The 26,398-nt window shown below is 72.9% G+C and carries 23 protein-coding genes; 3 read left to right on the top strand and 20 right to left on the bottom strand.

What is annotated here, in order from left to right; translation table 11 throughout:
- Positions 1-3 precede the first annotated feature (3 nt).
- Both ACWDLG_RS34320 and ACWDLG_RS34315 read left to right on the top strand, forming a co-directional pair.
- Positions 4-1,182 (top strand): MFS transporter, encoded by a 1,179-nt coding sequence (locus ACWDLG_RS34320; protein ID WP_449928167.1) that lies wholly within the window; start codon positions 4-6, stop codon positions 1,180-1,182.
- Positions 1,179-2,075 carry a TolB family protein gene (locus ACWDLG_RS34315; protein ID WP_449928165.1) on the top strand — a complete coding sequence of 299 codons (897 nt, stop codon included), beginning with the start codon at positions 1,179-1,181 and terminating at the stop codon, positions 2,073-2,075. The genes ACWDLG_RS34320 and ACWDLG_RS34315 overlap by 4 nt, the downstream gene beginning before the upstream one ends.
- Positions 2,076-2,171: 96 nt before the next feature.
- Here the strand turns inward: ACWDLG_RS34315 and ACWDLG_RS34310 are convergent, their stop codons facing one another.
- From ACWDLG_RS34310 to ACWDLG_RS34235, 16 genes are all read right to left on the bottom strand, one after another.
- Complete coding sequence (locus ACWDLG_RS34310; RefSeq protein ID WP_449928163.1) at positions 2,172-3,017, bottom strand: DUF4097 family beta strand repeat-containing protein; 846 nt, start codon at positions 3,015-3,017, stop codon at positions 2,172-2,174.
- Between the two features lie 72 nt (positions 3,018-3,089).
- Complete coding sequence (locus tag ACWDLG_RS34305) at positions 3,090-3,833, bottom strand: (2Fe-2S)-binding protein (RefSeq protein ID WP_449928161.1); 744 nt, start codon at positions 3,831-3,833, stop codon at positions 3,090-3,092.
- Positions 3,834-3,876: 43 nt separating this feature from the next.
- Entirely contained in the window at positions 3,877-4,818 is a 942-nt protein-coding gene (locus ACWDLG_RS34300; RefSeq protein WP_449928159.1) for a M56 family metallopeptidase, read from the bottom strand.
- Positions 4,815-5,189 carry a BlaI/MecI/CopY family transcriptional regulator gene (locus ACWDLG_RS34295; protein WP_354912735.1) on the bottom strand — a complete coding sequence of 125 codons (375 nt, stop codon included), beginning with the start codon at positions 5,187-5,189 and terminating at the stop codon, positions 4,815-4,817. Before ACWDLG_RS34295 ends, ACWDLG_RS34300 begins: the two co-directional genes overlap by 4 nt.
- 642 nt (positions 5,190-5,831) lie before the next feature.
- On the bottom strand, positions 5,832-6,407 hold the full coding sequence (locus ACWDLG_RS34290; RefSeq protein WP_449928157.1) for a TIGR03086 family metal-binding protein: 576 nt from the start codon (positions 6,405-6,407) through the stop codon (positions 5,832-5,834).
- Complete coding sequence (locus ACWDLG_RS34285) at positions 6,404-7,540, bottom strand: epoxide hydrolase family protein (protein ID WP_449928155.1); 1,137 nt, start codon at positions 7,538-7,540, stop codon at positions 6,404-6,406. Before ACWDLG_RS34285 ends, ACWDLG_RS34290 begins: the two co-directional genes overlap by 4 nt.
- 121 nt (positions 7,541-7,661) lie before the next feature.
- Entirely contained in the window at positions 7,662-8,429 is a 768-nt protein-coding gene (locus ACWDLG_RS34280) for an SDR family oxidoreductase (protein ID WP_354912727.1), read from the bottom strand.
- A 126-nt stretch (positions 8,430-8,555) separates the two neighbouring features.
- Positions 8,556-9,665, bottom strand: a complete 1,110-nt coding sequence (gene menC, locus ACWDLG_RS34275) for an o-succinylbenzoate synthase (protein WP_449928152.1) — start codon at positions 9,663-9,665, stop codon at positions 8,556-8,558.
- Complete coding sequence (locus tag ACWDLG_RS34270; RefSeq protein WP_449928150.1) at positions 9,662-10,423, bottom strand: GNAT family N-acetyltransferase; 762 nt, start codon at positions 10,421-10,423, stop codon at positions 9,662-9,664. The genes menC and ACWDLG_RS34270 overlap by 4 nt, the downstream gene beginning before the upstream one ends.
- A gap of 54 nt (positions 10,424-10,477) precedes the next feature.
- A complete protein-coding gene (locus tag ACWDLG_RS34265) occupies positions 10,478-12,016 on the bottom strand; it encodes a PucR family transcriptional regulator (RefSeq protein WP_449928148.1) in 1,539 nt (512 codons plus the stop codon).
- 26 nt (positions 12,017-12,042) lie between these two features.
- Positions 12,043-13,578: an N-acyl-D-amino-acid deacylase family protein gene (locus ACWDLG_RS34260; protein WP_449928146.1), complete on the bottom strand. Its 1,536-nt coding sequence runs from the start codon at positions 13,576-13,578 to the stop codon at positions 12,043-12,045.
- A gap of 55 nt (positions 13,579-13,633) precedes the next feature.
- On the bottom strand, positions 13,634-15,298 hold the full coding sequence (locus ACWDLG_RS34255) for an oligopeptide/dipeptide ABC transporter ATP-binding protein (protein ID WP_449928144.1): 1,665 nt from the start codon (positions 15,296-15,298) through the stop codon (positions 13,634-13,636).
- A complete protein-coding gene (locus tag ACWDLG_RS34250) occupies positions 15,295-16,089 on the bottom strand; it encodes an ABC transporter permease (RefSeq protein WP_354912715.1) in 795 nt (264 codons plus the stop codon). Before ACWDLG_RS34250 ends, ACWDLG_RS34255 begins: the two co-directional genes overlap by 4 nt.
- Positions 16,086-17,030, bottom strand: a complete 945-nt coding sequence (locus ACWDLG_RS34245; protein WP_449928141.1) for an ABC transporter permease — start codon at positions 17,028-17,030, stop codon at positions 16,086-16,088. The genes ACWDLG_RS34250 and ACWDLG_RS34245 overlap by 4 nt, the downstream gene beginning before the upstream one ends.
- A gap of 1 nt (position 17,031) precedes the next feature.
- On the bottom strand, positions 17,032-18,579 hold the full coding sequence (locus ACWDLG_RS34240) for an ABC transporter substrate-binding protein (RefSeq protein WP_449928139.1): 1,548 nt from the start codon (positions 18,577-18,579) through the stop codon (positions 17,032-17,034).
- 131 nt (positions 18,580-18,710) lie between these two features.
- Positions 18,711-20,183 carry a serine hydrolase domain-containing protein gene (locus ACWDLG_RS34235; RefSeq protein WP_449928137.1) on the bottom strand — a complete coding sequence of 491 codons (1,473 nt, stop codon included), beginning with the start codon at positions 20,181-20,183 and terminating at the stop codon, positions 18,711-18,713.
- 180 nt (positions 20,184-20,363) lie between these two features.
- Between ACWDLG_RS34235 and ACWDLG_RS34230 the strand changes: the two genes are divergently transcribed.
- Positions 20,364-21,614, top strand: coding sequence for a C39 family peptidase (locus tag ACWDLG_RS34230; RefSeq protein ID WP_449928135.1), 1,251 nt, complete (start codon positions 20,364-20,366; stop codon positions 21,612-21,614).
- 83 nt (positions 21,615-21,697) lie between these two features.
- Here the strand turns inward: ACWDLG_RS34230 and ACWDLG_RS34225 are convergent, their stop codons facing one another.
- The 4 genes from ACWDLG_RS34225 to ACWDLG_RS34210 all read right to left on the bottom strand — a co-directional run bounded on the left by ACWDLG_RS34225 (position 21,698) and on the right by ACWDLG_RS34210 (position 26,396).
- Positions 21,698-22,486 carry a hypothetical protein gene (locus tag ACWDLG_RS34225; protein WP_449928133.1) on the bottom strand — a complete coding sequence of 263 codons (789 nt, stop codon included), beginning with the start codon at positions 22,484-22,486 and terminating at the stop codon, positions 21,698-21,700.
- Positions 22,483-23,706, bottom strand: a complete 1,224-nt coding sequence (locus ACWDLG_RS34220; RefSeq protein ID WP_449928131.1) for an NRAMP family divalent metal transporter — start codon at positions 23,704-23,706, stop codon at positions 22,483-22,485. The genes ACWDLG_RS34225 and ACWDLG_RS34220 overlap by 4 nt, the downstream gene beginning before the upstream one ends.
- Entirely contained in the window at positions 23,703-24,134 is a 432-nt protein-coding gene (locus ACWDLG_RS34215) for a hypothetical protein (protein WP_449928129.1), read from the bottom strand. Before ACWDLG_RS34215 ends, ACWDLG_RS34220 begins: the two co-directional genes overlap by 4 nt.
- A 180-nt stretch (positions 24,135-24,314) precedes the next feature.
- A complete protein-coding gene (locus ACWDLG_RS34210) occupies positions 24,315-26,396 on the bottom strand; it encodes a dipeptide ABC transporter ATP-binding protein (RefSeq protein WP_449928127.1) in 2,082 nt (693 codons plus the stop codon).
- Positions 26,397-26,398: the final 2 nt, after the last annotated feature.

Below are 26,398 nucleotides of genomic sequence, written 5' to 3'. Positions count from 1 at the left end.
GGCATGTACATCTCCGGATTCCGCTACCGCGGGCTGACCACGGCGGTGCCGGCCAACGTGCTGGCGCTGGGCGTGGTCAGCCTGGTCACCGACATCTCCGCCGAGATGGTGACCGCGGTCCTGCCGTACTACGCGGTGCTCGTGCTGGGGCTCAGCCCGCTGGCCTACGGCCTGCTGGACGGCCTCTACTTCGGCGTGACCGCGCTGGTACGGCTGGCCGCCGGGCACGCCGCCGACCGGTGGCAGCGGCGCAAGCTGGTGGCGGGCATCGGCTACGGGCTCTCGGCGGCGTGCAAGCTCGGCCTGCTCGCCGCCGGGAACTCGGTGGGCCTGCTCGGCGCGGTCGTCGCGGCCGACCGGACGGGCAAGGGCCTGCGGACGGCGCCCCGTGACGCGCTGATCTCGCTGAGCGCCACCCCCGAGACGCAGGGGCAGGCCTTCGGCGTGCACCGGGCGATGGACACGGTCGGCGCGTTCCTCGGACCGCTGGCCGCCTTCGCGGTGCTCGGCGCGACCGGCGCCTACGACGCGGTGTTCGTGGTCAGCTTCGCGATCGCCGTGCTCGGGGTGGTGCTGCTGGCCCTGTACGTCAGGGAGACGCCGGCCCTGCCCACGCGGCAGGGGGTGCGCCTGGGCCCCGCGCTCGCGCTGCTGCGGCTGCCGCCGTTCCGCCGGATCTGCCTGACGGCCGCCGCGCTCGGCCTGGTCACCATCAGCGATCCGTTCGTCTACCTTCTGCTGCAGAAGGGCACCGGCATCGCGCCCGAGCATTTCCCACTGCTTCCGCTCGGCACGGCCGCCGTCTATCTGCTGCTGGCCGTGCCGCTGGGCAGGCTGGCCGACAGGTGGGGCCGGGTCCCCGTCTTCCTGCTCGGCCACCTCGCGCTGGTCGGCGTCTACGCGCTGCTGGCGACCGGCGCGCCGTACTGGCTGGTGCTTGCGCTGTTCGGGCTCTTCTACGCGGCCACCGACGGCGTGCTGATGGCCGCGGCCGGCCCGCTGCTGCCCGCCCACCTGCGCACCAGCGGGCTGGCGGTGCTGCAGACCGGGCAGGCCGTCGCCCGCATGCTCTCCTCGATCCTGTTCGGCGCGGCGTGGACGCTCGCCGGACCCGTGCCAGGACTGGTCGCGATGGGCGCCGGCGTCGTGGCATGCCTGGCGCTCTGGAAGGTGGTCCGATGAGGAAGGCGCTCATCCTCGCCGCGGCGCTGCTCGTGCTCGGCGGCGGCGCGCTGTTCTACACCGTGCGTGCCGCGAGGGTGGCCGCGGAAGGCGGCCCGGCCGCCTTCGACCTCGCGCGGCCGGGCCAGATCGTGGTCAGGGACGGGCGCACCGGCCTGGTGCGCGGCAGCCGTACCCGGTGCGAGCGGTTCGCCACCGCCTCGGGGACGGGCATCTGCCTGGTCACCGACGTGGCCAAGACCTACGCCGTCGTCGTCGACCGGACGATGAGGGAGACCAGGCGGCTGCACATCGCCGGCATCCCGAGCCGTGCCAGGGTCTCCTCCAGCGGGCGGATGATCTCCTGGACGGTGTTCGTGACCGGCGACTCCTACAACACCTCGGGCTTCTCCACCTGGACCGGCATCCTCGACAACCGGACCGGCTACGCGGTCACCAACATGGAGCAGATCCCGCTGATCAAGGACGGGCGTCGCTACCACTCCGCCGACGTCAACTACTGGGGGGTCACCTTCGCGCCCGACGACAACCGCTTCTACGCCACCGTCTCCACCCGCGGGAAGACGTACCTGGTGCAGGGCGACTACGGCAAGTGGGAGGCGCGCGTGCTGCGCGCCAACGCCGAATGCCCCTCCCTGTCGCCGGACGGCGGGCGGCTGGTGTTCAAGAAGCGCATGCCAGGGGGAGCGTGGCGGCTGCACGCGCTCGACCTGGCGACGATGGCCGAGACCCCGCTCGCCGAGCAGGCCGACGTCGACGACCAGGCGGCGTGGCTGGACGGCGCCACCGTGATGTACGCCAAGGGCGGGGACGTGTGGGCGGTACCCGCCGACGGCACGGGCGCGCCCCGGCTGCTGGTCGCCGACGCCTCCTCCCCGTCGGCCGTTCGCTGACCTGGGCCGTTCGCTGACCTCGGCCGTTCGCTGATCTCGGCCGTCCGCTGATCTCGGCCGGGCGCTCCCGCGCCGGGCGGCGACGGCCGCGAGGGCTCAGGCGCGGCGGATCACGACGTCGCCGTGGTAGGTGCGGGCGCGCACCTCGAGGGTCTCGTCGGACTCCTCGGGCCCGGCCGCCGCCGTCATCAGGTTGCGCACCGTGCCGTACGGCGCGCTCACCTCGAGCCAGGCGGCCGTGCCCTGCTTGACGCCGACCTCCAGCTGGCCGTGGGCGGTCTCGAGGTCGAGCGAGCCGCGCACCGCCTCCTCGACGTGGATGCTGCCGTGGGCGGTCCTGGCGTGGACACCCGCCAGCGCGCGGTCGATGGTGATGTCTCCGTAGGCGGTCTTGAGCCGCAGATCGCCGCGCACCTCACCGAGGCTGATGTCGCCGTTGGCGGTCCTGATCAGCGCGGTGCCGTCGACGCGCCGCACGTCGATCGTGCCGTTGTCGGTGGTGACGTCGGCGTGGCCGGTGGAACCGGCCACGCTGACGTCACCGTCGCCCGAGCTCAGCCGGAGCCGTCCCGTCTCGTCGAGCGTGATGCCGCCCATGGCGGTGGTGAACGAGGACTCGCCGAGCCGCCCCCTGCCGCGGATCTCGGCCTGCGTGGACGCCTCGACGCGCGAGCCGGCCGGCAGCTCGATCAGCACGTCGACCGAACCGGGGCAGCTGAACAGCGACAGCCCCCGCTTCCTGGGCGCCTTCACCAGCAGTCGCCCGCCCACGAACTCGACGGTGGTCTGCCGGGCGGCTTGCACGTCGGCGTCGTCGAACTCGTCGCGCGGGCGGACCGTGACGACGGTGTCGGCGCGGTCGCTCGCCTCGATCCGCAGGCTGCCGGTGCCGGTGGAGATCGTCGCGGTGATCGGGTCTGGGGTCTCGAAGGTCTCTGGCACGGCACCACTATGACGCCATGATGACACCATGACAAGAGGGATATGGCCTCACGCTGGCGTCAGTGTCGCCTCTCAGGCCTTCCTGAGTGCCGCCCGGTAGCGCGCGATCCGGTCGGACTCGCTGTCCAGGCAGCAGCTCGCGCACAGCTCCTTCTCGGCCGAGGTGTAGTACAGGCAGCAGGTGTCGCGCAGGTAGAACAGCCCCTCCCGGCCGGCCTCCGCGAGTCGTACCAGCCGGCCCAGCCGGTCGAGCCTGCCGCCCGCGGCCGACAGGAAGCGGTGGTAGGCCGCCTCCAGCGCGTCCACGTCGGCGCCGCGCAGCGCCGCGGCGCCGAAGGCCGTCGCGCAGCCGTATGCGATCCCGCCCTCGAGCTGCCGCAGCCCCGCCCTGGTCCGCACGCGCAGCGCGGCGGCCAGCGGCAGCAGATGCTCCTCCAGCACCCAGGAGACCAGCCTCTCCACCGGGCCCTCGACGACGGACGGCTCCCGCAGCCCGACCGCCTCGAACCCGTGATGCTCCGACAGGCGGATGGCCACGTTCGAGGGGCGCATGTCGATCAGGACTCCCTCCAGCGCCCATGCCAGCAGCGCGGCGGGGGTGACGCGGCTCGCGTAGACGGCGATCACCGTCAGTGCCGTGGCGTGGTCGCTCACCTGGCCGCTGGCGTGCCGTTCGGCATCGAGGACGCGGGTCAGCTCCGGCGAGCCGGGATCGAGCAGCCGCGAGCAGTCGATCCAGTCCTCGCCGGGAGAAAGGCCGTGGTCGAGCCGGTACCGCTCGCCGAAAGCGTCGAGCCTGGCGAACACGTCGTGCATGCGCATCCTTCGTCGAGATCGAGCTACGACGAAGGATCGTAGTTCACAGCAGGGGAAGCGAGTGGCAGTGGTGGGCGACGAACGCGGCCAGCCCAGGAACCGCGGCCACCGCCGCGGGACCCGCCAGCAGCGACGCGACGGCGGCCAGCCCCGCCACCCGCTGGCGGCGGCCCAGCGGCGCGGCCGGCCGCAGCATGCGGCGCACCCTGGCCAGCGCGCTCTCCCCGCCCGCGCCCATCACGAACGCCGGCACCCGCCCCGTGGCCAGGCCCACCAGCGCGGCGGCGACCTGCACCCGGGGGTGGCGGCTGGCGGCCACGTCATCCGCGCGCAGCTCGACCAGGCGGGCCACCTCCGCGCGGGCCGCGGAGAACAGCGGCACGAACGGGAAGGCCCGCGCGAACGCCTCCCCGGCGGCCAGCACGAGGTGATGCCTGCCGCGCACGTGCGCCCGCTCGTGGGCGAGCACGGCGGCGACCTGCTCGCCGTTCAGCGACCTGAGGGCGGCCGTGGTGATCACGGTGGTGGCGGCCCTGCCGGGCAGGCAGTAGACCAGCGGCTCGGCGTAGTCGACGACGACGGCGCCGAGCTCGCGGTCGGGACGGCCGAGCAGGGCCAGGCTCTCCGCGTGGCGACGGCGTTCGCTCCTGGCCCTCGCCAGCACCCCGCCCAGGCATGCCCCCAGCCGGCCCGCCACCAGCGCGCCGGCGCCGAGCCCCGCCCACGCGGCCGCTCCCGGGCCCTCGGCCAGGATCATCGTGCACAGCTCGAACAGGTCGGCCAGGCCGTGCCCGATCGTGTCGGCCGGCACCGTGGCGGCCAGCAGCGCCAGCGGCGCCGAACCGGCGACCGACGCGCAGGCCGCCAGCCACATCGCGATCGCCAGCCTGGGCGCCCGCTCGGCCCACCGCGCCCTGCTCAGCCGGGCCGGCAGCAGGACAGCGACCGCGACCGCGTAGCCGGCCAGGATGACGGCGTCCGTCACGGCTGGCGGCCCTTCGGCGGGTACACCCGCAGCGCCGACTCCAGCGCGGCCGACTCCTCGGGGGTCAGCCGCTCCAGGAAGTGGACGAGCGTGGCGGCCTGGTTGCCGCTGCTGGCCAGCGTCTCCCGCATGAGGCCGGCCGTGTAGGCCTCCTTGCTGGTCACCGTCTCGTACACGTAGGCCTTGCCCACAGGCTCCCGGCGCAGCAGGCCCTTCTTGTGGAGCTTGTCCATGACCGTCATGACGGTGGTGTAGGCGATCTCGCGCTCCCGGCGCAGATCTTCGAGCACGTCTCGCACCGAGGCGGGGCGGTGGTAGGACCACATCTTGTCCATGATCGTGGCTTCGAGATCGCCCAGAGCGCGCACCATGCGCCTCATGCTACCCGCGATCGTAGGACAGGATGGGGGTGTGCTGACACTCGCGACCACACCTGTCCTCGACTGGGCCCATCCGCAGGTGGCACGGCTGGCGGCGGAGGTCCAGGAGAGCGACCCCCGGACGGCCCTGATCGCGGCACACCGGCTCATCGCCGCCCGCCTGCGCCCGGTCTACGCGCTCGACGAGTTCCAGCCGGTGTCGGTCACGCTGGCCCTGAGCAAGGGCTCCTGCAGCCAGCGGCTCGCCGTCCTGGAGGCGGTGGCCAGGGCCCGCGGGATCGCCACCAGGGTGCGCGGGCTCCAGGTGGACGGCAGGTTCTGGGCTGCGCGCTTCCCGCGGCTGCGGGCCCTGCTGCCACCTCGGCCATTTCGACACCAGGGACGAGTTGTTCGGCCGATTCTGCGGGCCTCACCCGCGCGGCGTCCTGACCTGCGCGGTTCCCCGGCGGGCGCGCGTGTGGTGGGCGGGACGGTGCCCGGCCGTCCGGCAGCCCGCCCCCTAAGCAGCCCGAACAGCCTTCGCGGCGCCCGCCGTACCACATCGAGAGCGGGAGGGGGCGGCGGCGCTGATCCCGGCGCCGCCGCCGTGCGGGACCTAGCGGTCGGAGGTGACGGGGAGTTGGTTGCTCGTGGTCAACGTCCTTCCGGTTCGGGGTGGCGACCCAGGTAGCGAAGGAGGGTGGCGGTGTCGTCGTCGCCCGGCCGGGGCGGGAGCGCGGCGGCGTAGGCGCCGAAGGCTCGCAGGGGCTCGACGATCTGGCGGGCCACAGGGAGGAGTTCGCGGGCGAGCTCCCGCGTGAGTGGGGACGGGGCGCCGCTCGCCATGGCGATGTCCCAGGCGTGCACGGCGGCGTCGAGGGCGCAGGCGCCCACGCCGAGCTTGGCGGGCATCTTGTTCGGCGGAAGGGGGACCGGGACCTCCTCGGCGTCGGGCGAGATGCCGGCCCAGGCGTCCGCGGAAAGTGTGAGCGCCTCTTCCAGCACGCTCTGGGGCGAGGCGTCGAGCCTTCCCGACGGGGCGAACGGGTTCTCCGACGGTCCCGGTCCTCCCGTGAGGAACGCGGCGAAGGCGATCTGGTCGCCCGCGGCGTGCTGCAGTACCTGGGTGGCGTTCCAGTCCGAGCAAGGAGTCGGGGCGGTCCAGTCGGAGACCCCTTGGACGGCGGTGCGGAGCGCGTCGTGCGCCTGCTCCAGGATCGGCCGGCTCATGCCTTGTCTCCCATCGTGGAAAAGGTGGAAAAGAACGCGCGGATGTCGTCGGCCAGCAGGTCGGGCGCGTCGTGGGCGGCCCAGTGGCTTCCCCGGTCGTACTCGTTCCACGACGTGATGTTCTTGTGGTCCCTCTCGGCGAAGGCGCGGACCGGCCGGAAGTCGTAGGCGAAACCGGCCAGCCCGAGAGGGAACGTGGTGGGCTCGGTGGGCTGCGGCGTGTGCGCGTTCTCGTAGTAGAAACGGGCCGAGGAGGCCGCGGTGTTGGTGAACCAGTAGATCGAGGCGATGGTGAGCACGTCGTCGGGGTCGAGGGCGTCGCCGAGCAGCTGCCCGATCCAGGCGAGCAGGCCGGCGGGCGAGTCGGCCAGCGCGTGCGCCAGGGTCTGCGGCTGCGCGCTCTGCGCCTTGTCGTGGATCGCGTGTTCGACGAACGACTGCAGGAACCCCAGATAGTCCAGGTCCGCCTGGGTGAGGCCGGCGAACTCGGCCGGATCACCGGAGGGGAAGGAGAAGATCTGGTTCACGTGCACGCCGATCACCCGGTCCTGGTCGATCCGGCCGAGCACGGGCGCGATGATCGCGCCGGCGTCGTTGCCGTGGACGCCGTAGCGTGCGTAGCCGAGTCGCCGCATCAGCTCGGCCCAGGTCGCGGCCACCCGTGTGGCGTCCCAGCCGCGCCGCCTGGTGTGCCCGGAGAAGCCGAATCCGGGGATCGAGGGGATGACCAGGTGGAACTCCCGTGACAGCGGCTCGACCAGGCCGAGGTACTCCACGAACGTGTTCGGCCAGCCGTGGGTGAGGATCAGCGGCGTGGCCTGCGGGTTGTCCGAGCGCACATGGACGAAATGGACGGTCTGCCCGTCGATCTCCGTGCTGAACTGCGGGTGTCGGTTGAGCCTGGCCTCCTGCTCGCGCCAGTCGAAGGAGTCGCGCCACCGCGTCACCAGGTCGCGCACGTAGGACAGCGGCACGCCGTACTGCCAGCCCGGCCGTACCGGTCCGGCCGCCGGAACGCCGTCGAGCTCTTCGGCGGGCAGCTCCTCGGTCCACCGGGTACGGCGCAGCCGGTCCTTCAGATCGTCGAGATCGGCTTGCGGGATCTCGATCGTGAATGGCTTGATTTCCGTCATGCCATGATTTTTGCGCCGGCCGATAGCTGTCGGTAGTGTCGTGTGCACCTGACGTCATGCGGATCGCATCGGGAAAAGTGCAAAATGCACGCCCGTCACGTGGGTGCCACACACTGCCTGGTCAGGCGGTGAAGCCGTACTCCCGGGCCAGCTCCGCCACCGGGATCGTGCGCCCCGCGTGCCGCCGCACGTCCGGATCGTCCAGGAGGGCCCGCACGGCCCGGCCGGGGAACTCCACCGGGTCGCCGCCCTGGAAGTCGTCGCCGAGCGCCGCGACGATCGCCTCGGTCCTGGTGAACCCCGGTGAGACCGCCAGCGCGGTCACCCCGTGCGGGCGCAGGTCGTGGGCGAGGGAACGGGCCAGGCGGCTGACGCTCGTCATGGCCAGGTCGTAGAACAGATGGCCGGCGATCACCTCGGCGTCGGGATCGGCGTACCCGGTCAGGACGGCCAGGCCCCGCCGTTCGATCAGCAGCGGGGCGGCGTGCCAGGCCGAGACGAGATGGCTGCGGACCCCGACGTCGATCATGTTGCGCCAGTGGTCGAGCGGCAGGGTCCAGAACGGCCCGCCGGCGAACGGCAGCGCGTTGCCGTCGCAGGCGTTGGCCACCAGCAGGTCCAGCCCGCCGTGATCGGCGGCCACCTTGGCGAACAACGCCTCGACGGCCTGGTCGTCGCGGTGGTCGACGCGCACGGGGATGCCGTGGCCGCCGCGCGCGGTCAGTTGCTCGGCGGTGTCCTCGACCGTGCCGGGCAGGTCGGAGTGGCGTTGGTCGCGGCTTTCGCGGTCGGTGACGTAGACGGTGGCGCCGGCTTCACCCAGCACGAGGGCGATGCCCCGGCCGATGCCGCGCGCGGCCCCTGTCACGACGGCGACGATGTCTTCCACGCCCGCCACTTTCACGGCGCCCGCCCGTGATGTCAACGACCGGCGCCCACGTGGCGGCGGTCCCGAGCGCGCCCGGCACGGGTCCGCGCCGGCTTCGCGCAGCCACCGAGCTCGACCGGTGCGGGTTCAACGTCGGCAGCTCACCGTGTCCACCGCCGTCGTGCACGCCTCCAGATCCGCCTCCTCGGGCAGCACGCCGAGGCCGGGCTCGTCCGGAACCGGCAGTTCGCCGCCGTCCAGCACGAACGGGCGGGTGATGTCGCGGTGGTAGTACCGCTCGGTGGCGGAGATGTCGCCCGGCAGCGTGAATCCGGGCAAGCTGGCCAGCGCCAGGTTGGCGGCCCGGCCGAGGCCGGTCTCCAGCATGCCGCCGCACCAGACCGGCACGCCGTTCGCCTCGGCCAGGTCGTGGATGCGGCGCGCCTCCAGGTAGCCGCCGACGCGGCCCGGCTTGATGTTGATGATCGAGCAGGCGCCCTGTCTGATGGCCTCGGCGGCGTCGCGCGCGCTGGTGATGCTCTCGTCCAGGCACACGGGTGTGTCCATGCGGGCGGCGAGCGCGGCGTGCGCGCGCAGGTCGTCAGGGGCGAAGGGCTGCTCGACCAGCGCCAGCCCGTATGCGTCGAGTTTCGCCAGGTGCCTGAGGTCGCCGGGATGGTAGGCGGTGTTGGCGTCGACGGTGAGCATCACTCCGGCGCCGAACGTCTCGCGCACCGCCCTGACCGGCTCGAGGTCCCAGCCGGGCTCGATCTTCAGCTTGATCCTGGCGTAGCCCGCGGTCAGATGCCGGTCGACCGTGTCCAGCAGCGCGTCGACGGTCTCGGCGATGCCCACGGAGACGCCCACGCGCACGCGCCGCCGTACCCCTCCCAGGTGGGCGGCCAGGCTCGTGCGGCGGGCCCGCAGCCAGCAGTCCAGCACCGCCGTCTCCACGGCGGCCTTGGCCATCGGGTGCCCGCGCAGGTGCCGCAGCGCGGGGCCGACCGCCGCCGGGTCCAGGTCGAGCGGGGCCAGCGCCGGGACCATGAACCGCCTGATCGCGTCGGCGGCCCCGGCGAGGTACTCAGGGCTGTACGTCGGTTCGTCCTCGGCCGCGCACTCGCCCCAGCCCTCGCCCTCGTCGCTCAGCACCCGCACGAGCAGCGCGGTGCGCACCGTCTGGGTGCCGAGCGAGGTACGGAACGGGCTCACCAGCGGCAACGCGACCTCGCGCAGTTCGACGGCCTCGAGCTTCACGCGGCACCTCCGCGGGCGAGCAGGTACCAGCCGGAGCGGGTGAAGCCGGTGACCCGGTAGCCCTGCTCGAGCGCGCCGCCGAGCCCGCTCTCCAGCGCCGCCCGCCACCGCCCGGCCGCCGCCGGGTCCGCCGCGCGCAGCGACTCGACGTCCGCAGGGGTCGCGCAGCGCAGCAGCGGCGCGCCCCCGGCGTCCCGTACGGCGCCCGTCTCGTCCACCACCACCACCCCGTCGCCCTCCGGGACCGGTGGGGGAGCGGCCTGTTCGGTCGGCCAGGTGACGAACAGCCGGTCGGACGGCCCGCCGTCGTTGATACCGTCGCTCATCGGACCGTAGAAATCGGGCAGGTAGCCACGGACCTGGGCACCCAGGCGGGTCAGGTTGAAGAAGGCGTTGCGCCTGACCAGCGGGTCGAACGTCCATGACACGGCGACGAGCCCGCGCTCGGCCGCCCAGGCCCGCTGGTGCTCCTTGAGCGCCCGGCCCACACCACGTCCACGCGCCTTGGCGGCCACCCCCGCGACGTGCGAGTGCAGGCTGTGGTCGGCCGCCAGGAAACCTGCCGCCACCCCGACGAGCTCCTCGTCGAGGAAGGCGCCGCCCACGTATCCGCCCGTGTGGGCGAACGCGCACATCAGGTCGAGGAGCATCGGCGGGTCGTCACCGCGTCTGGTGCCCCAGACCTCGCGCAACAGTCGGTCGGCACGCTGCAGTGCCCCTGTGCCGTGAAGGGGACGGATGATGAGGTGTTCGGCCATGGAACTCAGCATCGCGGCGCGCGCCGCCCGGGGCGTTGGCGTCCACGCCGAACTTCAACCGGTCCGCGTTGTGGCGCCGTTCAGCCTGAGCTGGAGGGCGAGCACCAGCCGCGTGTCCGGGTCGTCCAGCGCGATCATCTCGCCGACCTTGCGCAGCCGGTACCGCAGCGTGTTGGGATGCAGCGACAGCAGTTCGGCCGCGCGTGGCACGTCGTAGTGGGCGCCGATCCAGACGGCCAGGCTGTGCACGTACTGGGTGCCGTGCCTGGCGTCGTGCGCGGCGATCAGCGCCAGCGGCTCGCCGGACAGGGAGGGTTTGGGCCGCAGCGCGACCTCCGCGTCCATGAGGAACAGCGGCGTGGACAGGTCCTCGTGCGAACCGGCCAGCTCCTGGGCGAACGGCCCGCAGACCGCGCGCAGCGCCTCCTCCGCCTGGCGCGCGCCGGCGGGCACGGCGGCGACGGAGGCGGCGGTACGGCCGATGCCGGCCCGCCAGCCGCCGCCCAGCCGCTCGCTCACCCTGGCCAGGGTGTCCACGGTGATTCTGCGCAGCAGCGGCGCGGACGCCTCGGCCGCGGCGATGGCGTAGGCGCGGCCGTCGACCACGCCCGTCGCGGCCCTGATCCGGTAGGCCAGATACGCGGTACGCAGCAGGTCGGCGGCGTGCGCGGCGGCGAAGGCGTCGGCCGAGCCCGCGTAGGGGCCCAGAGTCACGACCGTCACCGGTTCGCTCGGCAGCAGGCCGAAGGAGGTGGCCAGCTCGTCGACCGCGCCGATGCCGCGCAGCAGCCAGCCCAGGCACTCGTCCCGTCGGCGCCGCGCCGCGTCGGCGGCGAGGTTGATGCGCGCCAGGTGCGGCGCGGCGGCCGCGGCCGCCTCCGCGAGCACCGCGGCGGCGTCGTGAGCCAGCGGCTCGTCCGCCTGCACCGCCCAGATCGTGCCGAGCGCCTCGCCGTGCGCCCGGATCGCGATGGCCAGGCGGGGATAGAACTCGCGCGGCTCGTAGCTCCAGACCACCCCGTCGGCGCGCAGGACGATCGCGTACTCCTCGGCGTTGGTCGGGTGCTCGGGCACCCGGCGGCCCAGGATGCCCTCCTTGCGCAGCTCGTCGATGCGCTGGCCCTCGACCGTGGAGTAGGCGAGCACCCGCATCGCCAGATCCTCGATCGCCACCGCGCCACCCACCCGGACGGCCACCTCGTTGGCCAGCACGAACAGGTCGGCCGCCCGGGTGGCGCCAGGATCCTCGGCCGGGGCGACCATGGCGAGCAGGGTGTCGACGAGCGTGTAGAGCTGGCCCCAGGACAGCTCGGGCGGCGCGGCGAGCAGCGCCGTGCCCGCCGCCTCGGCCGCGGTGGTCAGTGCCTGCTCGTCGCAGGTGCCCGGCTTGACCACGACGACGGCCACCCCGCTCTCGCCCGCGCGGGCCAGGATCTCCGCCGAGGGGCGGCCGGTCACCAGCAGGACCGTGCCGTCGAGCCCGGCCTGCGGCCCTTCGGGGTCGTAGATGACCGGGGTTCCCACCAGCGGTCCCCTTCCGTGCGGCAGCGCCAGCGGGCGCACCACGTCGGGGCCGAGGCTGTCGATCAGCACGCCGAGCGTGATCCGCCCGCGCGCCGTCACCGGGCGCCCCGCCTGAGCATCCGGCCGTGCCTGCCGCCGGTGAACTCGCCGCCGGCGATCACCTGATGCCCGGCCAGGAAGACGTGCTCGACGCCCGTCGGCCGTACGTCGGGCCGCTCGTAGGTGCCCGCGTGGCCGATCGTGTCCGGGTCGAAGACGCAGAGGTCGGCGACCGCGCCCGGCCCCAGCCAGCCGCGCCCGGCCAGGCCGAACTGGGCGGCGACGGCGGAACTGACCTTGCGGATCGCCTCAGGCATGTCGTCCTTCTCGACGTAGGTGCCGAGGTAGGTGGGGAAGGTGCCGAAAGTGCGCGGATGATTGGGGCCGACCGGAGGTCCGTTGTCGGAGCCGATGGAGACCAGCGGGTCGGCGAGGAACGCCGCGAGATCCTTCTCGTGCATGGTGTGGAAGACGCCGGAGGCCTGCGGGTCCAGCCTGAGCAGATCGCACAGCGCCTCCCACGGGTCGCCGCCGAGGTCGGCCAGCCGCCTGCCCTCGATGCCCGGGTCGTTGTGGACGAGGATCTGCACGTCCGAGGCGTGCAGCTCGCGCCAGAACCCGACGCCGGTGCCCGTGTCAGGGCTCTCGGCCAGCGCGCGCAGCGCCGCGCGCTGGGCCGGGTCGGCCAGCCGTTCGAGCAGCGCCTGCTCGCCGCCCTCGCACGCGATCGGCGGCAGCACCGCGACCAGCATGGTGCCGAAGGCCAGGTAGGGGTAGACGTCCGCGCGTACGTCCACGCCCGCGCGGCGGGCCTGGGCGAGCTTGTCCAGCATCATCGCGGAGGCGCCGTGCACCGCTCGCCCCGAGGCCTTGCAGTGCGAGACCTGCAGCCGGATGCCGGCCCGCCGCGCCACCGCGATCGCCTCGTCCAGCGCGTCGGCCAGGCCCTCGCTCTCGCTGCGCATGTGTGTCGCGTACGGCAGGTCCCAGCGTTTGGCCACCAGCGCGAGCGCGACCAGTTCGTCGAGGTCGGCGTAGGCGCCGGGCACGTACTCCAGGCCGCTCGACAGTCCCACCGCGCCGGCCTCGAAGGACTGCGCGGCCAGCTCGCACATGCGCGCCAGCCCATCCGGGGTGATCCTGGCGCTCATCCCCGCCGCGGCCAGGCGCAGCGTGTTGTGCCCGACGAGCACGGCCAGGTTGTTGCTCGGCCCGGCCGCCTCGGCGGCGTCCAGGTACTCGCCGAGCGTGGTGAAGGCCGCCCCGGCCAGCTCGGCGGGCATGAAGCCCATCGTCTCCGGATGGGTCGGGCCGCACGAGAAACCGCAGTTGCCCACGATCTCGGTGGTCACGCCCTGCAGCAGCTTGAACGGCTGCGGCTCCTCCAGGAAGGGCACGGTGTCGGAGTGGCTGTGCGGGTCGACGAATCCCGGGCTGACGAGCAGGCCGGAGACGTCGATCACACGGCGGGCCGGGCCGAGGTTGGGGCCGACGGCGACCACGCGCCCGTCGGCGATCGCGACGTCGGCGTGTCGCGGCGGTCCGCCGAGCCCGTCATGGACGGTCCCGTCGCGAAGCAGCAGGTCATGCATGGCGATAGGCTCCCTTGCCCGCCATCGCGGGCGCTATGTACGAATGGATGAAATATCAGGGCTTGGCGGGTACGGCGGCCAGCAGCCTGCGCGTGTAGGCGTGCGCAGGGGCGTCGAGCACCTCCGCCGTGTCGCCGCTCTCCACCACCTCGCCGCGCGAGAGCACCACCAGCCGGTCGGCCATCTGCCTGACGACCGCCAGATCGTGGGTGACGAACACCATGCTGGTGCCGACCTCCCGCAACAGCTCCAGGACGTGTGCCTGGACCGAGACGTCCAGCGAGGCCACCGGCTCGTCGCAGATCAGCAGCTCCGGCCGCACGGACAACGCCCTGGCGATGGCCACCCGCTGCCGCTCGCCGCCCGACAACCCGGCCGGCCTCCTGTCGGCGTACGCGGCGGGCAGGCCCACCAGCTCGAGCAGCTCGGCCACGGTGTGCCCGCCCTCCGCCGGGCCCTGCGCCGCCGCCTCCGCCAGCGTGGCGCCGACCGTCAAGGCAGGGTTGAGCGAGGTCGACGGGTCCTGGAAGACGCACTGCACCAGCCGATGCCGTGGCCGCACCGGGTCGGCCAGCTCGATCGTGCCCGAGTCCGGCCGCACCAGGCCCAGCACGCAGCGGGCCAGCGTGGTCTTGCCCGAGCCTGAACCGCCGACGACACCGACGGTCTCGCCACGGTCGACGTGCAGGGAGACGCCGCCCAGCGCGACGTGCGAGCCGTAGGTCTTGCGCAGGTCCGTGACGCGCAGCACCTGGTCGGCGGCGACCCGGCGGTGGTCCAGCGGACCGTCCTCGGCGCGGATCCGCGGGCGCACCTCGTGCAGGCAGGCGGTGAGCCGGTCCGGGCCCAGCTCGCGCAGCGGCGGCCGGGCGTGCGCGCACTCGGGCGCCGCCTGGTCGCAGCGGGAGACGAACGCGCACGTCTCCGTCACCTCCACCGCGGCGGGCACGCTGCCCCTGATGCCGGTCAGCCGGGGCAGCCGCCGCTCGACCGTCGGCACGGCCGCCAGCAGTCCCGCCGTGTACGGATGCGCCGGCGTGCTGCCCATCCCCGCGGCGGGTCCTTGCTCGACGATGCGTCCGGCGTACATGACCGCCACGCGGTCGCACAGCTCGAAGGCCACCCGCAGGTCGTGGGTGATCAGCAGGACACCCATGCCGCGCGCCCGCTGGATCCCCTTGACCAGCATGAGGATCTCGTGCTGCGTACTGGCGTCCAGCGCGGTGGTGGGCTCGTCGGCGATCAGCAGCTCCGGGTCCGCCGCCAGCGCGGCGGCCAGCGCCACCCGTTGCCGCATGCCGCCCGACAGCTGGAACGGGTAGCGCCCGGCCGCGGCAGGATCGTCGATGCCCACCTCGGCCAGCCGGCGCAGCACCTCCGCCCGGTCCCTGCGCCCCCGCAACGACTCCGCGACGTGGGCCCCAGCCGTCCGCAGGGGGTTCAGCACGGCGAACGGGTCCTGCATGAGCAGGCTCACCCGGGTCCCGCGCACCGAGCGCAACACCCGCTCGCGCGCTCCGAGCAGCTCCCGGCCGTCGAGCGTGATCGAGCCGGTGGCGTGCAACCCCTTGGGCAGCAGGCCCGCGGCCGCCCGCGCGGTGAGCGACTTGCCGCTGCCGGACTCGCCGACCAGGCCCACCATCTCGCCGCGGGCGACCTCCAGGTCCACCCCGTCGACGATGAGGCCGGACCCTGAGACACGCAGCTCGGAGATCCTCACCGCAGGCCTCCCTTCGACAGCGACTCGAACGCGCGGTCGCCCAGCAGGGTGGCCGCGCACGCGACCACGGTGATCAGGGCCGCGGGCGCGATCGAGGCCCACGGGTTCAGGTCCAGCAGCCCGCGGTTCTCCTCGACCATCAGGCCCCAGTCGGGCGTGCCGGCGGGCAGGCCGACACCCAGGAACGACAGGCCCGCCAGCGCCACCAGCGCCGCCACGAAGCTCAACAGCGTGTTGGCCACCACGGTGGGCGCCACGTTCGGCAGCAGATGCCTGAACATGATCCGCGACGGGCGCAGGCCCAGCGTGCGCGCCGCCTCGGCGTAGGCCAGCTCGCGCTGGGCGAGGGTGAGGCTGCGGATCACCCGGATGTCGCCCGGCGTGAACAGCACCGCCATGGCCAGCACCGCCCAGCCGTACCCGCCGCCGACCACGCCGACCACGACGATCAGCACGAGCATGCCCGGCAGCGCGATCGCCAGGTCGGCCGCGCGCATGAGCAGCGTGTCCACCCAGCCCAGCCGGTAGCCGGCCAGCAGCCCGAGCGTCGTGCTCAGCAGCGTCGTGCAGACGGCGACGAGCACCGGCCACATCAGTGCCGAACCGGCACCGGCCAGCAACCGCGACAGCACGTCGCGGCCCAGGTCGTCGGTGCCCAGCCAGTGCGCGGCGCTCGGCCCCACCGCGCCGAGCGCGAGATCCTGCGCCGCCGGATCGTACGGCGCCAGCCACGAGCCGGCCACGGCGGCCACCGCCGCCAGGCTCAGGACAGTCAACAGGATCGCCCTCATGCCGCGGCCGCCTTGTGCCTGACCCGGGGATCGACGGCCACATAGGCGAGGTCGATCAGCAGGTTCACCACGATCACGATCGCGCCGCCGAGCAGTACCAGCGCCTGCACCACCGGGATGTCCTTCTGGCCGACCGCGCCGACCAGCAGCGCGCCCAGCCCGTGCAGCCCGAAGGCCTGCTCGACGAAGACCGAGCCCGTCAGGTTGGCCGCCAGCAGCAGCCCGCCCACGGTCAGCACGGGCAGCGCCGCGTTGCGCAACGCGTAACTGACCCACACCCGCCGCCTGGGCAGCCCGCGCGCCCTGGCGAAGGTCAGGAAGTCCTGCGCGGCCAGGTCGAGCGCGGCGGCGCGCATCTGCCTGACGACGATCGCCGCCTGCCCGGTGGCCAGCGCGATCGCGGGCAGCGTGAGGTGCACGATGCGCTCCATCGGGGTGTCGCCGGCGCCGAAGACCGGGAACCAGCCCAGCGCGACCGCGAAGCCGTACAGCAGCAGGATGCTCAGCGCGAACGGCGGGATCGACAGCGCGACCAGCGACGTCAGCGTGATGCCCTGGTCCAGCCTGCCGCCGCGCCGCATCGCCGCGGCGAGTCCGGCCGGCACGCCCACCACGACCGTCAGCACCAGCGCGTAGCCGGCCAGCCCGGCCGTCACCGGCAGGCGGTCGGCGATCACCGCGGTGACCGGTTCGCGGGAGGAGATCGAGGTGCCGAAGTCGCCCCGCAGCGCGTCGCCCAGCCAGCGTGCGTAGCGGACCGGGAACGGGTCGTCCAGGTGGTACTGCTCGCGGATCGCCGCCCTGGTCTCCGGCGTGGACGGGCGCCCGCCGAGCAGCACCTGCTCGGGACCGCCAGGCGCCGCGGCGAGCAGCCCGTAGGTGAGCACGGACAGCACCCCGAGCAGGAGTACGGCGGCGCACAGGCGCTTGACGACCGCCATCTCAGCGGCCCGCCGGGCGGAGCGAGGCGATTGCGTCGGCGGACCAGGTGGTGAACGTGCCCGTGAACTTCTCGCTCAGCGCGACGGCGTAGTCGGTGGAGAACAGCGGGATGTACGGCACCTGCTCGGCGACCTCCGTCAGCAGCGCGGTGACCAGCGCCTTCCTGTCCTGACCGGTCGCCGAGGCCAGGGCGTCCAGCTGCCTGTCGGTGGCGGCGGTGCCGTAGCCGGAGAAGTTGAAGCCCTCAGGCTCGGCCGCGGCGCGGCTGACCATGTCGGGCAGGACCTCGAGCGGGTCGGGTGTGCCGTAGGCCAGGTTGACGTACTGGATCGACAGGCGGTCGTGCTGCATCATCCGCGACCGGTACTGGTCGGCGGGGCTCGGCTCCAGGGTGAGCCTGATACCGATCTTGGCCAGGTCGGCGGCGACGGCCTGCATGACCGTGCCGCTGTCGCCGGTGCTCGCGTACGGCACCGCCAGGTCGAACCCCTGCGGGTAGGCGGACCTGGCCAGCTCGGCCTTGGCCCGCTGCACGTCGTAGGGGTGGGCCGGCAGGGACGGGAGGCTGTCGCCGTACAGCGCCGCCAGCTGAGGGGCCGGCAGCACGGTCGCCGCCGGCGCGCCGTGACCGGCGGTCATCAGGTCCGACACCGCCCGGCGGTTGACCGCGTGCGCGATGGCCCGCCGTACGTGCAGATCCTTCAGCGGGCCCGACGTGACCGCCAGCGACAGGTAGCCGATGTTGTTGCCCGGGTAGAAGATCGTCCTGACACCGGGCAGGCCGGTCCACTTGCGGGCGTCACGGACAGTGAGGCCGTCGGTGGCGTCCACCTCGCCCGACCTGACGGCCAGCCGCAGCGTCTCCGGGTCGGTGATGGTCTTGAACTCGACCGTGCGCAGCGCGGGCGGCCGGCCCCAGTACGACGGGTTGCGCTCCAGGACCACGCCCGAGGTGAGCGAGAACTTCGCCACCTTGAACGGGCCGGTGCCCATCGTGCCGACCTCGGGGCTGCCCAGGTCCTGGGGATGCGCCTCGGCGAGCTTGCGCGGCGTCACCTGCCAGGCGATCGCCGCCATGGCCAGGAACGCGGGGTTCGGCCGCTTCAGCGTGACCTTGACCTGGCCGTCGCCGACCGCCTCGACCTGCTTGACCGTCGTGAAGTAGCTGGCGGCCTGCGAGGCGACCTTCGGATCCAGGTGGCGGCGCAGCGAGAACGCCGCGTCGTCGGCCGTCAGCGGAGTGCCGTCGGCGAAGCGCACGCCCTTGCGCAGCGTGAACAGGTAGGTGGCCGGGTCCGGCTGCGTCCATTCCGTCGCCAGCCGGGGTGCGGGCGCGCCCCGGGTGTCGAGGGTGAGCATCGTGTCGAGGAGGGCGGACTGGATGAGGGTCGAGGCGTTGTTGAAGCCGTGTGCGATGTCCAGGCTGTTGGGCGGGCTGGCGGTGGCCCAGACCAGGGAGTCGCGGGCCGGTGGCGCGGCTCCGCCGGAGGAGCAGGCGGTGACGAGCGCGAGTACGACGGCGGCGGTGGCAGCCTTCGCGGATGTCATGGAACCACCTCTGTCATGGAACCACCTTGGGAAGGTTCGGGCGGGGACAGTCGGACGGTAGGAGCCGGACAGCCGCTGTTCACTGACCCGGCAGCCAAAACCGCCGGCCCCCGCCTCGTCCTCCAGGCCAATCAGCCGTCGAAGCGCATCCGGCGCAGGCCGCCGCCGCTCACCAGCAGGTCGCCCTCGTGGAGACGGAGCGTGAACGGCCCGGCCTCCCACGCTCCGCCCGGCGCGGGAGTCACCGGCAGCTTCAGCTCGCGGCCGAAGCGCACCTGGCCGTCTCGCACGGTGGCGGCGATGTCGAGCTCCCGGCTGTGGAAGACGCCGTCGGGCATCGGCGCGTCCGAGGGCGGCGACGCGGCGTGGAAGACGACCGGCGGGCGCGACGGGGGGCCGACGCGCAGGAACATCCGGTCACCGTCGATCTCCAGCCAGGCGCCCTCGGCGTCACCTGTCCCGTGCCAGCGTCCGTCGGCGCCGGCGGTGAACGCCCCCACGTCCGCGATCACGAGGCGCCCGTCGGCGGGTTCGAGGGTCAGCGTGCCGTCCCCGGCCGGATCGTGCCAGTGCAGCCGCTCCGGCGGCGCCGACGCCGCGGGCGCGGGCTTCGGCGGCTCCGCCGCGCCGAGCAGCAGCCGCACCAGCCGGTGAGACAGCCGCACCGGATCGATCGCCGTCTGGTTGGACAGCACCGCGATGCCGACACCCGGATCGGGCAGATACAGCAGGTTCGACCGGTAGCCGTGCATGCCGCCCGCGTGGCCGAACCAGTCGTCGCCGTGATAGATCCCCAGCGCGTACGGCTGGACCGTCCCGTCGGCGAGCACACCCCGCTCCAGCAGCCGGTCGCGCAGGTCGGCGCCGAGCACCCGCCCGTCGGCCAGGAAGCCGAACCACGGCGCGAGCTCCGCCACGCTGGTCACCAGCCCGCCGTCGCCGACGGCGCTCTCCTGGGTGTCGGCTCGGCGCGGTTCTCCCTCCGCGTTGGCATAGCCGTACGCCAGCCGCTCCAGCGGCACCGACGCGTCGTCCCTGAACACCGAATCGGCCATCCCCAGCGGCTCGAAGAGCCGCTCCCGCGCGAACCGCGCCAGCGACGTGTTCGTGACCCGGTTGACCACGACCGCCGCGAGCACGTAGCCGGTGTTGGAGTAGGCGAAAGCGGTGCCCGGCTCGAACGTCGTCCTGCGGATGCCCGCCAGCACCTCCAGCAGCCGCTGCTCGGTCATCTCGGGCAGCGGCACACCCGTCAGCGCCTGCAGCCCGTACCACTCCGGCAGGCCGCCGGTGTGCTGCAGGCACTGCCGCAGTGTCACCGGCACCTCCAGGCTCAGCTCCGGCACGTGCTTGCGCACGTCGTCGTCGAGCCCCAGCTTCCCGTCACGCTCCAGCAGGAGCACGCACGCCGCCGTGAACTGTTTGCTCGCGCTGGCGATGTCGAACCGGGTGCGCTCGTCGACCGGTACGCCGAACTCCACGCACGCCGCCCCCTGGGCGACCGTGAGCACCGCGGCCCCGTCGGCGTACACTCCTACGGCCAGGCCTGGCGTGTGCGGGCTGACCAGCGAGAATACCTCGCGCTTGACTCGTTCGAGATCCATGCTGCCAGTATCACCAGGCGACCCGCACCGCCCTTTGGCGTACGCGACGACGGATGCCCGCCGTTCTTTGTCCTCCTGGCACAAGGCGGGCCTGTGGCAATACGTAAACTCCCCGATGCGTGATGCGGCCGGAGTCTCTACCGTCTGCGACGTCGAGAGTCCCCCAGCCAAGGTGAGCCCATGCGCGTGCTGACCGTGTTCCTCTCCGCCGTCCTGCTGACCACGACCGTCACCCCGTCCGCCGCCGCCGAGCTGAAACCGCCACCTGGCCCGGCGGACGTCGTCTACCAGCGGGCCGCGTTCGCCTCCGGCACCGCCGAGGGTGTGACGGCCGGCGACACCCTGACATTCGCCTCCCCGGCCGGGACCACCTCCTACACCGACGCGCTGGGCACCAGGAGCTGGGAGTACGCCCGATGGACCGGCCCTGAGCTGCCGATCGGCTTCGCCGCCACCGAACTGGTCGCCTCCTGGACCGCCGACACACCCCCCGGAAGCTGGCTGCAGGTCGAGATGCGCGGCCGTCACGCCGCCGGGGCGACCACGTGGTACGTGCTGGGCCGGTGGGCGTACGGCGAGGCCGACATCCGCCGCACCTCCGTGCCGGGCCAGGCCGATGCCGACGGCACCGTGTCCGTCGACACCTTCGTCGCCGCGACCGGCAAGCCGATCACCGCCTACCAGCTGCGCGTCACGCTGCACCGCGCACCAGGCTCCGCCGCGACGCCGGTGGTGAAGACGCTCGGCGCGATGGCCTCGGCCGTCCCCGAGCGCAAGACCGTGCCGGTCAGCCCCGGCGGCGGCGCGTGGGGGACCGAGCTGAACGTGCCCCGCCGTTCCCAGAGCATCCACCAGGGCCACTACCCCGAATGGGACGGCGGCGGCCAGGCCTGGTGCAGCCCGACCTCCACCACGATGGTGCTGGGCTACTGGGACAGGTGGCCCAGCGCCCAGGACACCTCCTGGGTCGACGCCGCCGACCCCAACCCCGAGGTGGACCACGCCGCCCGGTACACCTACGACCACGCCTACCAGGGGGCGGGCAACTGGCCGTTCAACACCGCCTACGCCGGCCGCTACGGCCTGGAGGGGTTCGTCACCCGGCTGCGGTCGCTGACCGAGCTGGAACGCCTGATCACCGCCGGCATCCCGGTGATCACCTCCCAGTCGTTCAAGAAGGGCGAGCTGCCCGGCGCCGGCTACGGCACCGACGGCCACATCATGGTGGTGGTCGGCTTCACCGCCACCGGCGACGTGATCGCCAACGACCCCGCCTCGCCGAGCAACGACGCCGTGCGCCGGATCTACCCGAGGGCCGATTTCGAGAACGTCTGGCTGCGCAGCTCCAGCAGCGGCGGCATCGTCTACGTCATCCACCCGCCGGGCCACGCCCTGCCTGCCGCCACCCCGGGGCTGCCCGCCAACTGGTGACCCCTCGGTCCCGACCGGGCCGGTGAAGGACGGCCGGCTGGTGCGCCACCCGCCTCGCGTACCGTCAGGTTCGAGGAGGCGGGCTAGGTGTGCGGCTGCGGCTGATACAGGCTGGACAGAGGGGCCAGGTCGGCGGCCGGGACGGCCAGCCGTACGTGTGGCTCCAGCGACTCGATCTGCTCCCACCTCACGTAGCGGCTGTGGCGGTGCAGCCGGCGGATGACGACGCGCACCAGCCAGGGACTCTGCCCGCCAGGTCCCCGCTCGTAGCCCAACAGCTGGCCCGTGTTGCGCGGCACGACGATGAGGCCGGAGACCCGCAGGGCGTGCTGCACCTGGCCGAGCATCGGCCCGTCCTGGCTCAGCTGGACGTCGGCCACCTGGCCCACCACGGCGCCGGTCGCGTCGGCGACGGGGCGGCCGATGAGCGGGCCCAGGCGCAGCTCGTCGACCGGCTGGCTCCTGCGCGATGGACGATGATCGGGCCCGCCGGAGGTGGCGCCGCTGCCGGGCAGCGGAGCGATGAGGTGCGCCCGCGCCCAGCGTTCCAGCGCCGCTTCCTGAAGGTAGCCGCCGACCCTGATCGCGCTGCCGATGTCGGAGACCAGCTCCATGGGGATCCGCTGCGGCGCCGGGTCCTCCTCGGGACGGAACAGCTCGGTCACCGACACCATCAGGCGGCCCACCACCCCGCCGATGCGCGGCCCGAGTGCCAGCGGCCCGGTCAGGACGGCGGCCACGTACGGCCGGCCCCGGTCGTCGAAGGCGAGGGCCAGGTCGTCGACCTTGCCGGCCAAGCTGTCGTCGTCCGCCCTGACCAGCTGCCTGTCGAGCAGGTGGAGCTGGGCGTGCAGGGTCCTGGCGGCCGTCATTGTCCCGCCTTGGTCGCGAGCATCAGCGGGATCGCCGCCGCGGCGACCACGAGGAGCAGGATCATGTAGGCGGTGCCCAGGGTGTTGGACAGGCGTCCGTTGACGTGCTCGCCCATGTAGTCGGGGTCGTTGGCGATCATCAGGACCGGCAGGTAGGTGAGGGGGAGTGCGGCGGCCGACAGGACCAGCGAGTACTCGGTCACCTTGATCGGATCGATCGTGGTGAGGATCAGCGCGGTGGCCACGATCACCGCGAGCAGCAGGGTCACATGGAACCTGGCCGCGTCCTTGGGCTTGACGAACTTGCCCCACTGCCAGCCGAAGTACTGGGCGACGGTGTAGCCGGACGACAGCGCGGTCTCCAGCGTGGCGCCGAACGTGGCGGCGAACACCCCCAAGATCACCGCGGCCAGCCCGGCCTGCCCGAGCGCCAGTCCGGCCGGCAGCGCCATCTGGCCGAGCGTGTCCACCTCGATGTGGAGCGGCAGGAACACCGTGGCGGCGCACGCGGCGATGGCCAGCGACAGCAACCCGCCCAGCGGGAAGCCGACGAACACGTTCGCTCTGGCCTCGCCCAGGTCTTCGCGGGTCCAGCGCTCCTCCACGCCTCCGGAGGAGAAGAAGAACACCTCGTACGGCGTCATCGCCGCGCCCAGCAGCGCGATGGCGTAGTACCAGTAGGTCGGCGCGCCCTCGTCGGGCGGCGGGTGGGTCACCTGGTGGGCCAGTTCGCCCCAGTCGGGGCCGAGCTGCCACAGGGCGCCGACGAACACGATCAGCGCCAGCCCGGCCAGGCCGAAGACCCGCTCCATGGTGGAGAACCGCACCCGCCACATCACCAGCCAGGCCACCAGCCCGACTCCGGGCACCCACAGGAGATAGTTCATTCCGGTGGCCAGCTCCAGCGCGAGCGCGGCGCCGCCGATCTCGGCGGCCAGCGTCAACAGGTTGATGCCGAAGGACGCGCCCAGGTTGACCAGCCCGGCCCGGGGTCCGAGCCGCTCCCTGACCAGGTCGAAGACCGGGCGCTGGGAGACGGCGGCGATGCGTCCTGACATCTCGGCGAACAGGCAGATGCCCACGACGCCGACCACCACCACCCAGGCCAGCGACATCCCGAACCTGGCGCCCACCAGCGAGTTGGCCACCAGGTCGCCGATGTCGACGAAACCGCCGATCGCGGTGAGGATGCCGAGCGTCACGCCGAACAGCTTCTTCACTGGTGGGCCTGCCCGAAAGCCCGCAACGCGGCGCCCAGCACGCTCAGGTTCCGTACGGCTCGCCGCGGCTCCTCGATGCCGTCGCGCCTGACCTCGATCAGCAGTTCCTGCACCTCATCGGCCGCGGCGGAGGTCAGACCCGTCACCTGGGCGCGCACCTGGTCGGCCGCCTTCGACGGCGGTTGCACCGCGCTGAACTGGTCGTTCACGCTCCCCAGGTCGCGCGCCGCCTCGGTCAGGAGGATCGTCAGACAGGGGGTGGTGAGCTTGTCGCGGCCGGCCACGGCCAGCCGTACCAGCTCCACGCTGGAGGCGGCGGCCTCGGCCGTCGCCCCCGCCTTCAGCGCGTAGTCGTGATCGCTCCACGCCGGGCTCGCACACCCGCCGGCCGCCAGGACGATCGCGGCCACGGCGAGCGCGCGCCTCACGAGTGCCTGCTGAGCAGGAAATAACCGAGCAGCGCCAGCAGCCCGATCAGTTGCCCCCAGGCGGCGAGCAACACCAGCCCTTCGTCCTTCACGCCGATCATCTACCCCTGGAAACGCGCCTAATCCTCGGCGTTCCCGAGCCTGGCGGTGCGTCCGTGCCCTGACGCGTGGTGGGCGACCTCAGCCGCGCAGCGGGAAGTGACAGGCCACCTGGTGCGCGCCGCCCGTCAACGGCGGCTCGCTCTCGCAGATCTGCTCGGCGAACGGGCACCGGGTCCTGAACCTGCACCCCGACGGCGGGTTCTGCGCGCTGGGCAACTCCCCGCTGATGGCGACGCTCGGCCGGACGGCCACGCCCGGCTCGGCGGCCGGGACGGCGTCGATCAGCGCCTGCGTGTACGGGTGCCTGGCCGCCCGCACCACGTCGTGCGCCGGGCCGACCTCGACGAGCTTGCCCAGGTACATGACGCCGATCCGGTCGGCCATGTAGTCGACGACGGACAGGTCGTGGCTGATGAACACGTAGGCCAGATCCAGCTCCCGCTGCAGATCCCGCATCAGGTTGAGCACCTGCGCCTGGATCGACACGTCCAGTGCGCTCACCGGCTCGTCGCCGACGATCAGCCGTGGCCGCAGCGCCAGCGACCTGGCCAGGCCGATGCGCTGCAACTGCCCGCCGGAGAACTCGTGCGGGTAGCGCTCCAGCACCCGCCGCGACAGCCCCACCTGGTCCAGCAGGGTGGCGACGCGGGACCGGCGCGTGCCGGGGTCACCGTCCTGCTGGATCTCCAGTGGCTCGGAGAGGATCGCGTCGATGCGCATCCGAGGGTTCATCGCCGCGTAGCTGTCCTGGAACATCAGCTGCACCTGCCGGTGCATCCGGCGGCGCGCCCGCCGGTCCAGCGTGGCGATGTCGGCGCCGTCGACGACGATCCGCCCGTCCGACGGCTGCTCCAGCCCGACGACCAACCTGCCCACCGTGGACTTGCCGCATCCCGACTCGCCGACGAGCCCGAACGTCTCGCCGGGCCGAACGTCGAACGACACCCCCGCGACCGCGCTCACCTGCCCGGTACGGCGGCGCAGCCCGCCACCGGCCGCCTCGTAGTTCTTGACCAGGCCGCGGACCGACAGGATCGGCTCCACCGCGGGAACGTCAGGCCCTTCCGCGGGCCCGGAGCCGGGTGCGGAGCCAGGCACGGAGCCGGTTGCGGTGGCGGTCACGGCGGCGGGCACGGCCGGCGTGACCGCACGAGCCGTGACAGGCGGCTCGGCGACCGGGTGCAGGCAGGCGTGCCGGTGCTCCTCACCCGTCAGGACCACCTCGGTGGTACGGCACGCCTGCGTGACATGCCGGCAGCGCGAGGCGAACCTGCAGCCGGTGAGCGGCCTGGACAGGTCGGGCGGCAGCCCGGGGATGCTGTAGAGCCTGGCGCGCGAGCCGTTCTCGCGGGCGGCGGCGCCGGGCAGCGACTCCATGAGCGCCTCGGTGTAGCGGTGCCGTGGCGAGCGGAACAGGTCCGCGGTCGCCGCCGACTCCACCACCCGGCCCGCGTACATCACCGCCACCCTGTCGGCCCTGCTGGCGATCACCCCGAGGTCGTGGGTGACCAGGATGACCGCCATCTCGTATTCCTCGCGCAGGTCGTCGATCAGGTCGAGGATCTGCCGCTGCGTGGTCACGTCGAGCGCCGTCGTCGGCTCGTCGGCGATCAGCAGCCGGGGAGAGCAGACCAGCGCCATGGCGATGACGACCCGCTGGCGCATGCCGCCCGACAGCTGGTGGGGATAGGCGTCGACGATCTTCTCGGGGCGGGGCATCCCGACCCTGCGCAGGATCTCGACGGCCCGCTCGCGGGCCTCCGCCTTGCCGACGCCCTGATGGACACGCAGCGGCTCGGACACCTGCGCGCCGATCCGCATCGTCGGGTTGAGCGAGGTGAGCGGATCCTGGAAGACCATGCCCATGCGGACGCCGCGGATCGCGCGCACCTCGGCGGGCGGCAGCGACAGCAGGTCCTGGCCTTCGAAGAGGATCTCCCCGCCGACGACCCGGCCGCCGTGGGGGAGCAGCCCCATGACCGACAGCGCGGTCATCGTCTTGCCGCTGCCCGACTCGCCCACGACGCCGAGCGTCTCGCCCTGCCGTACCTCCAGGTCGACCCGGTCGAGTGCGTGGACGACACCCCGGCGCAGCGTGATGTCGGTGCTGACGTGACGCAGCCGCAGCACGGGCGTGCTCGCGTCGATCGGTGCGCTCATGT

It is taken from the genome of Nonomuraea sp. NPDC003727 (assembly GCF_053586935.1).
Note: the sequence above shows the minus strand (reverse complement) of the source record. Positions and strands in the feature narration are given on the sequence as shown.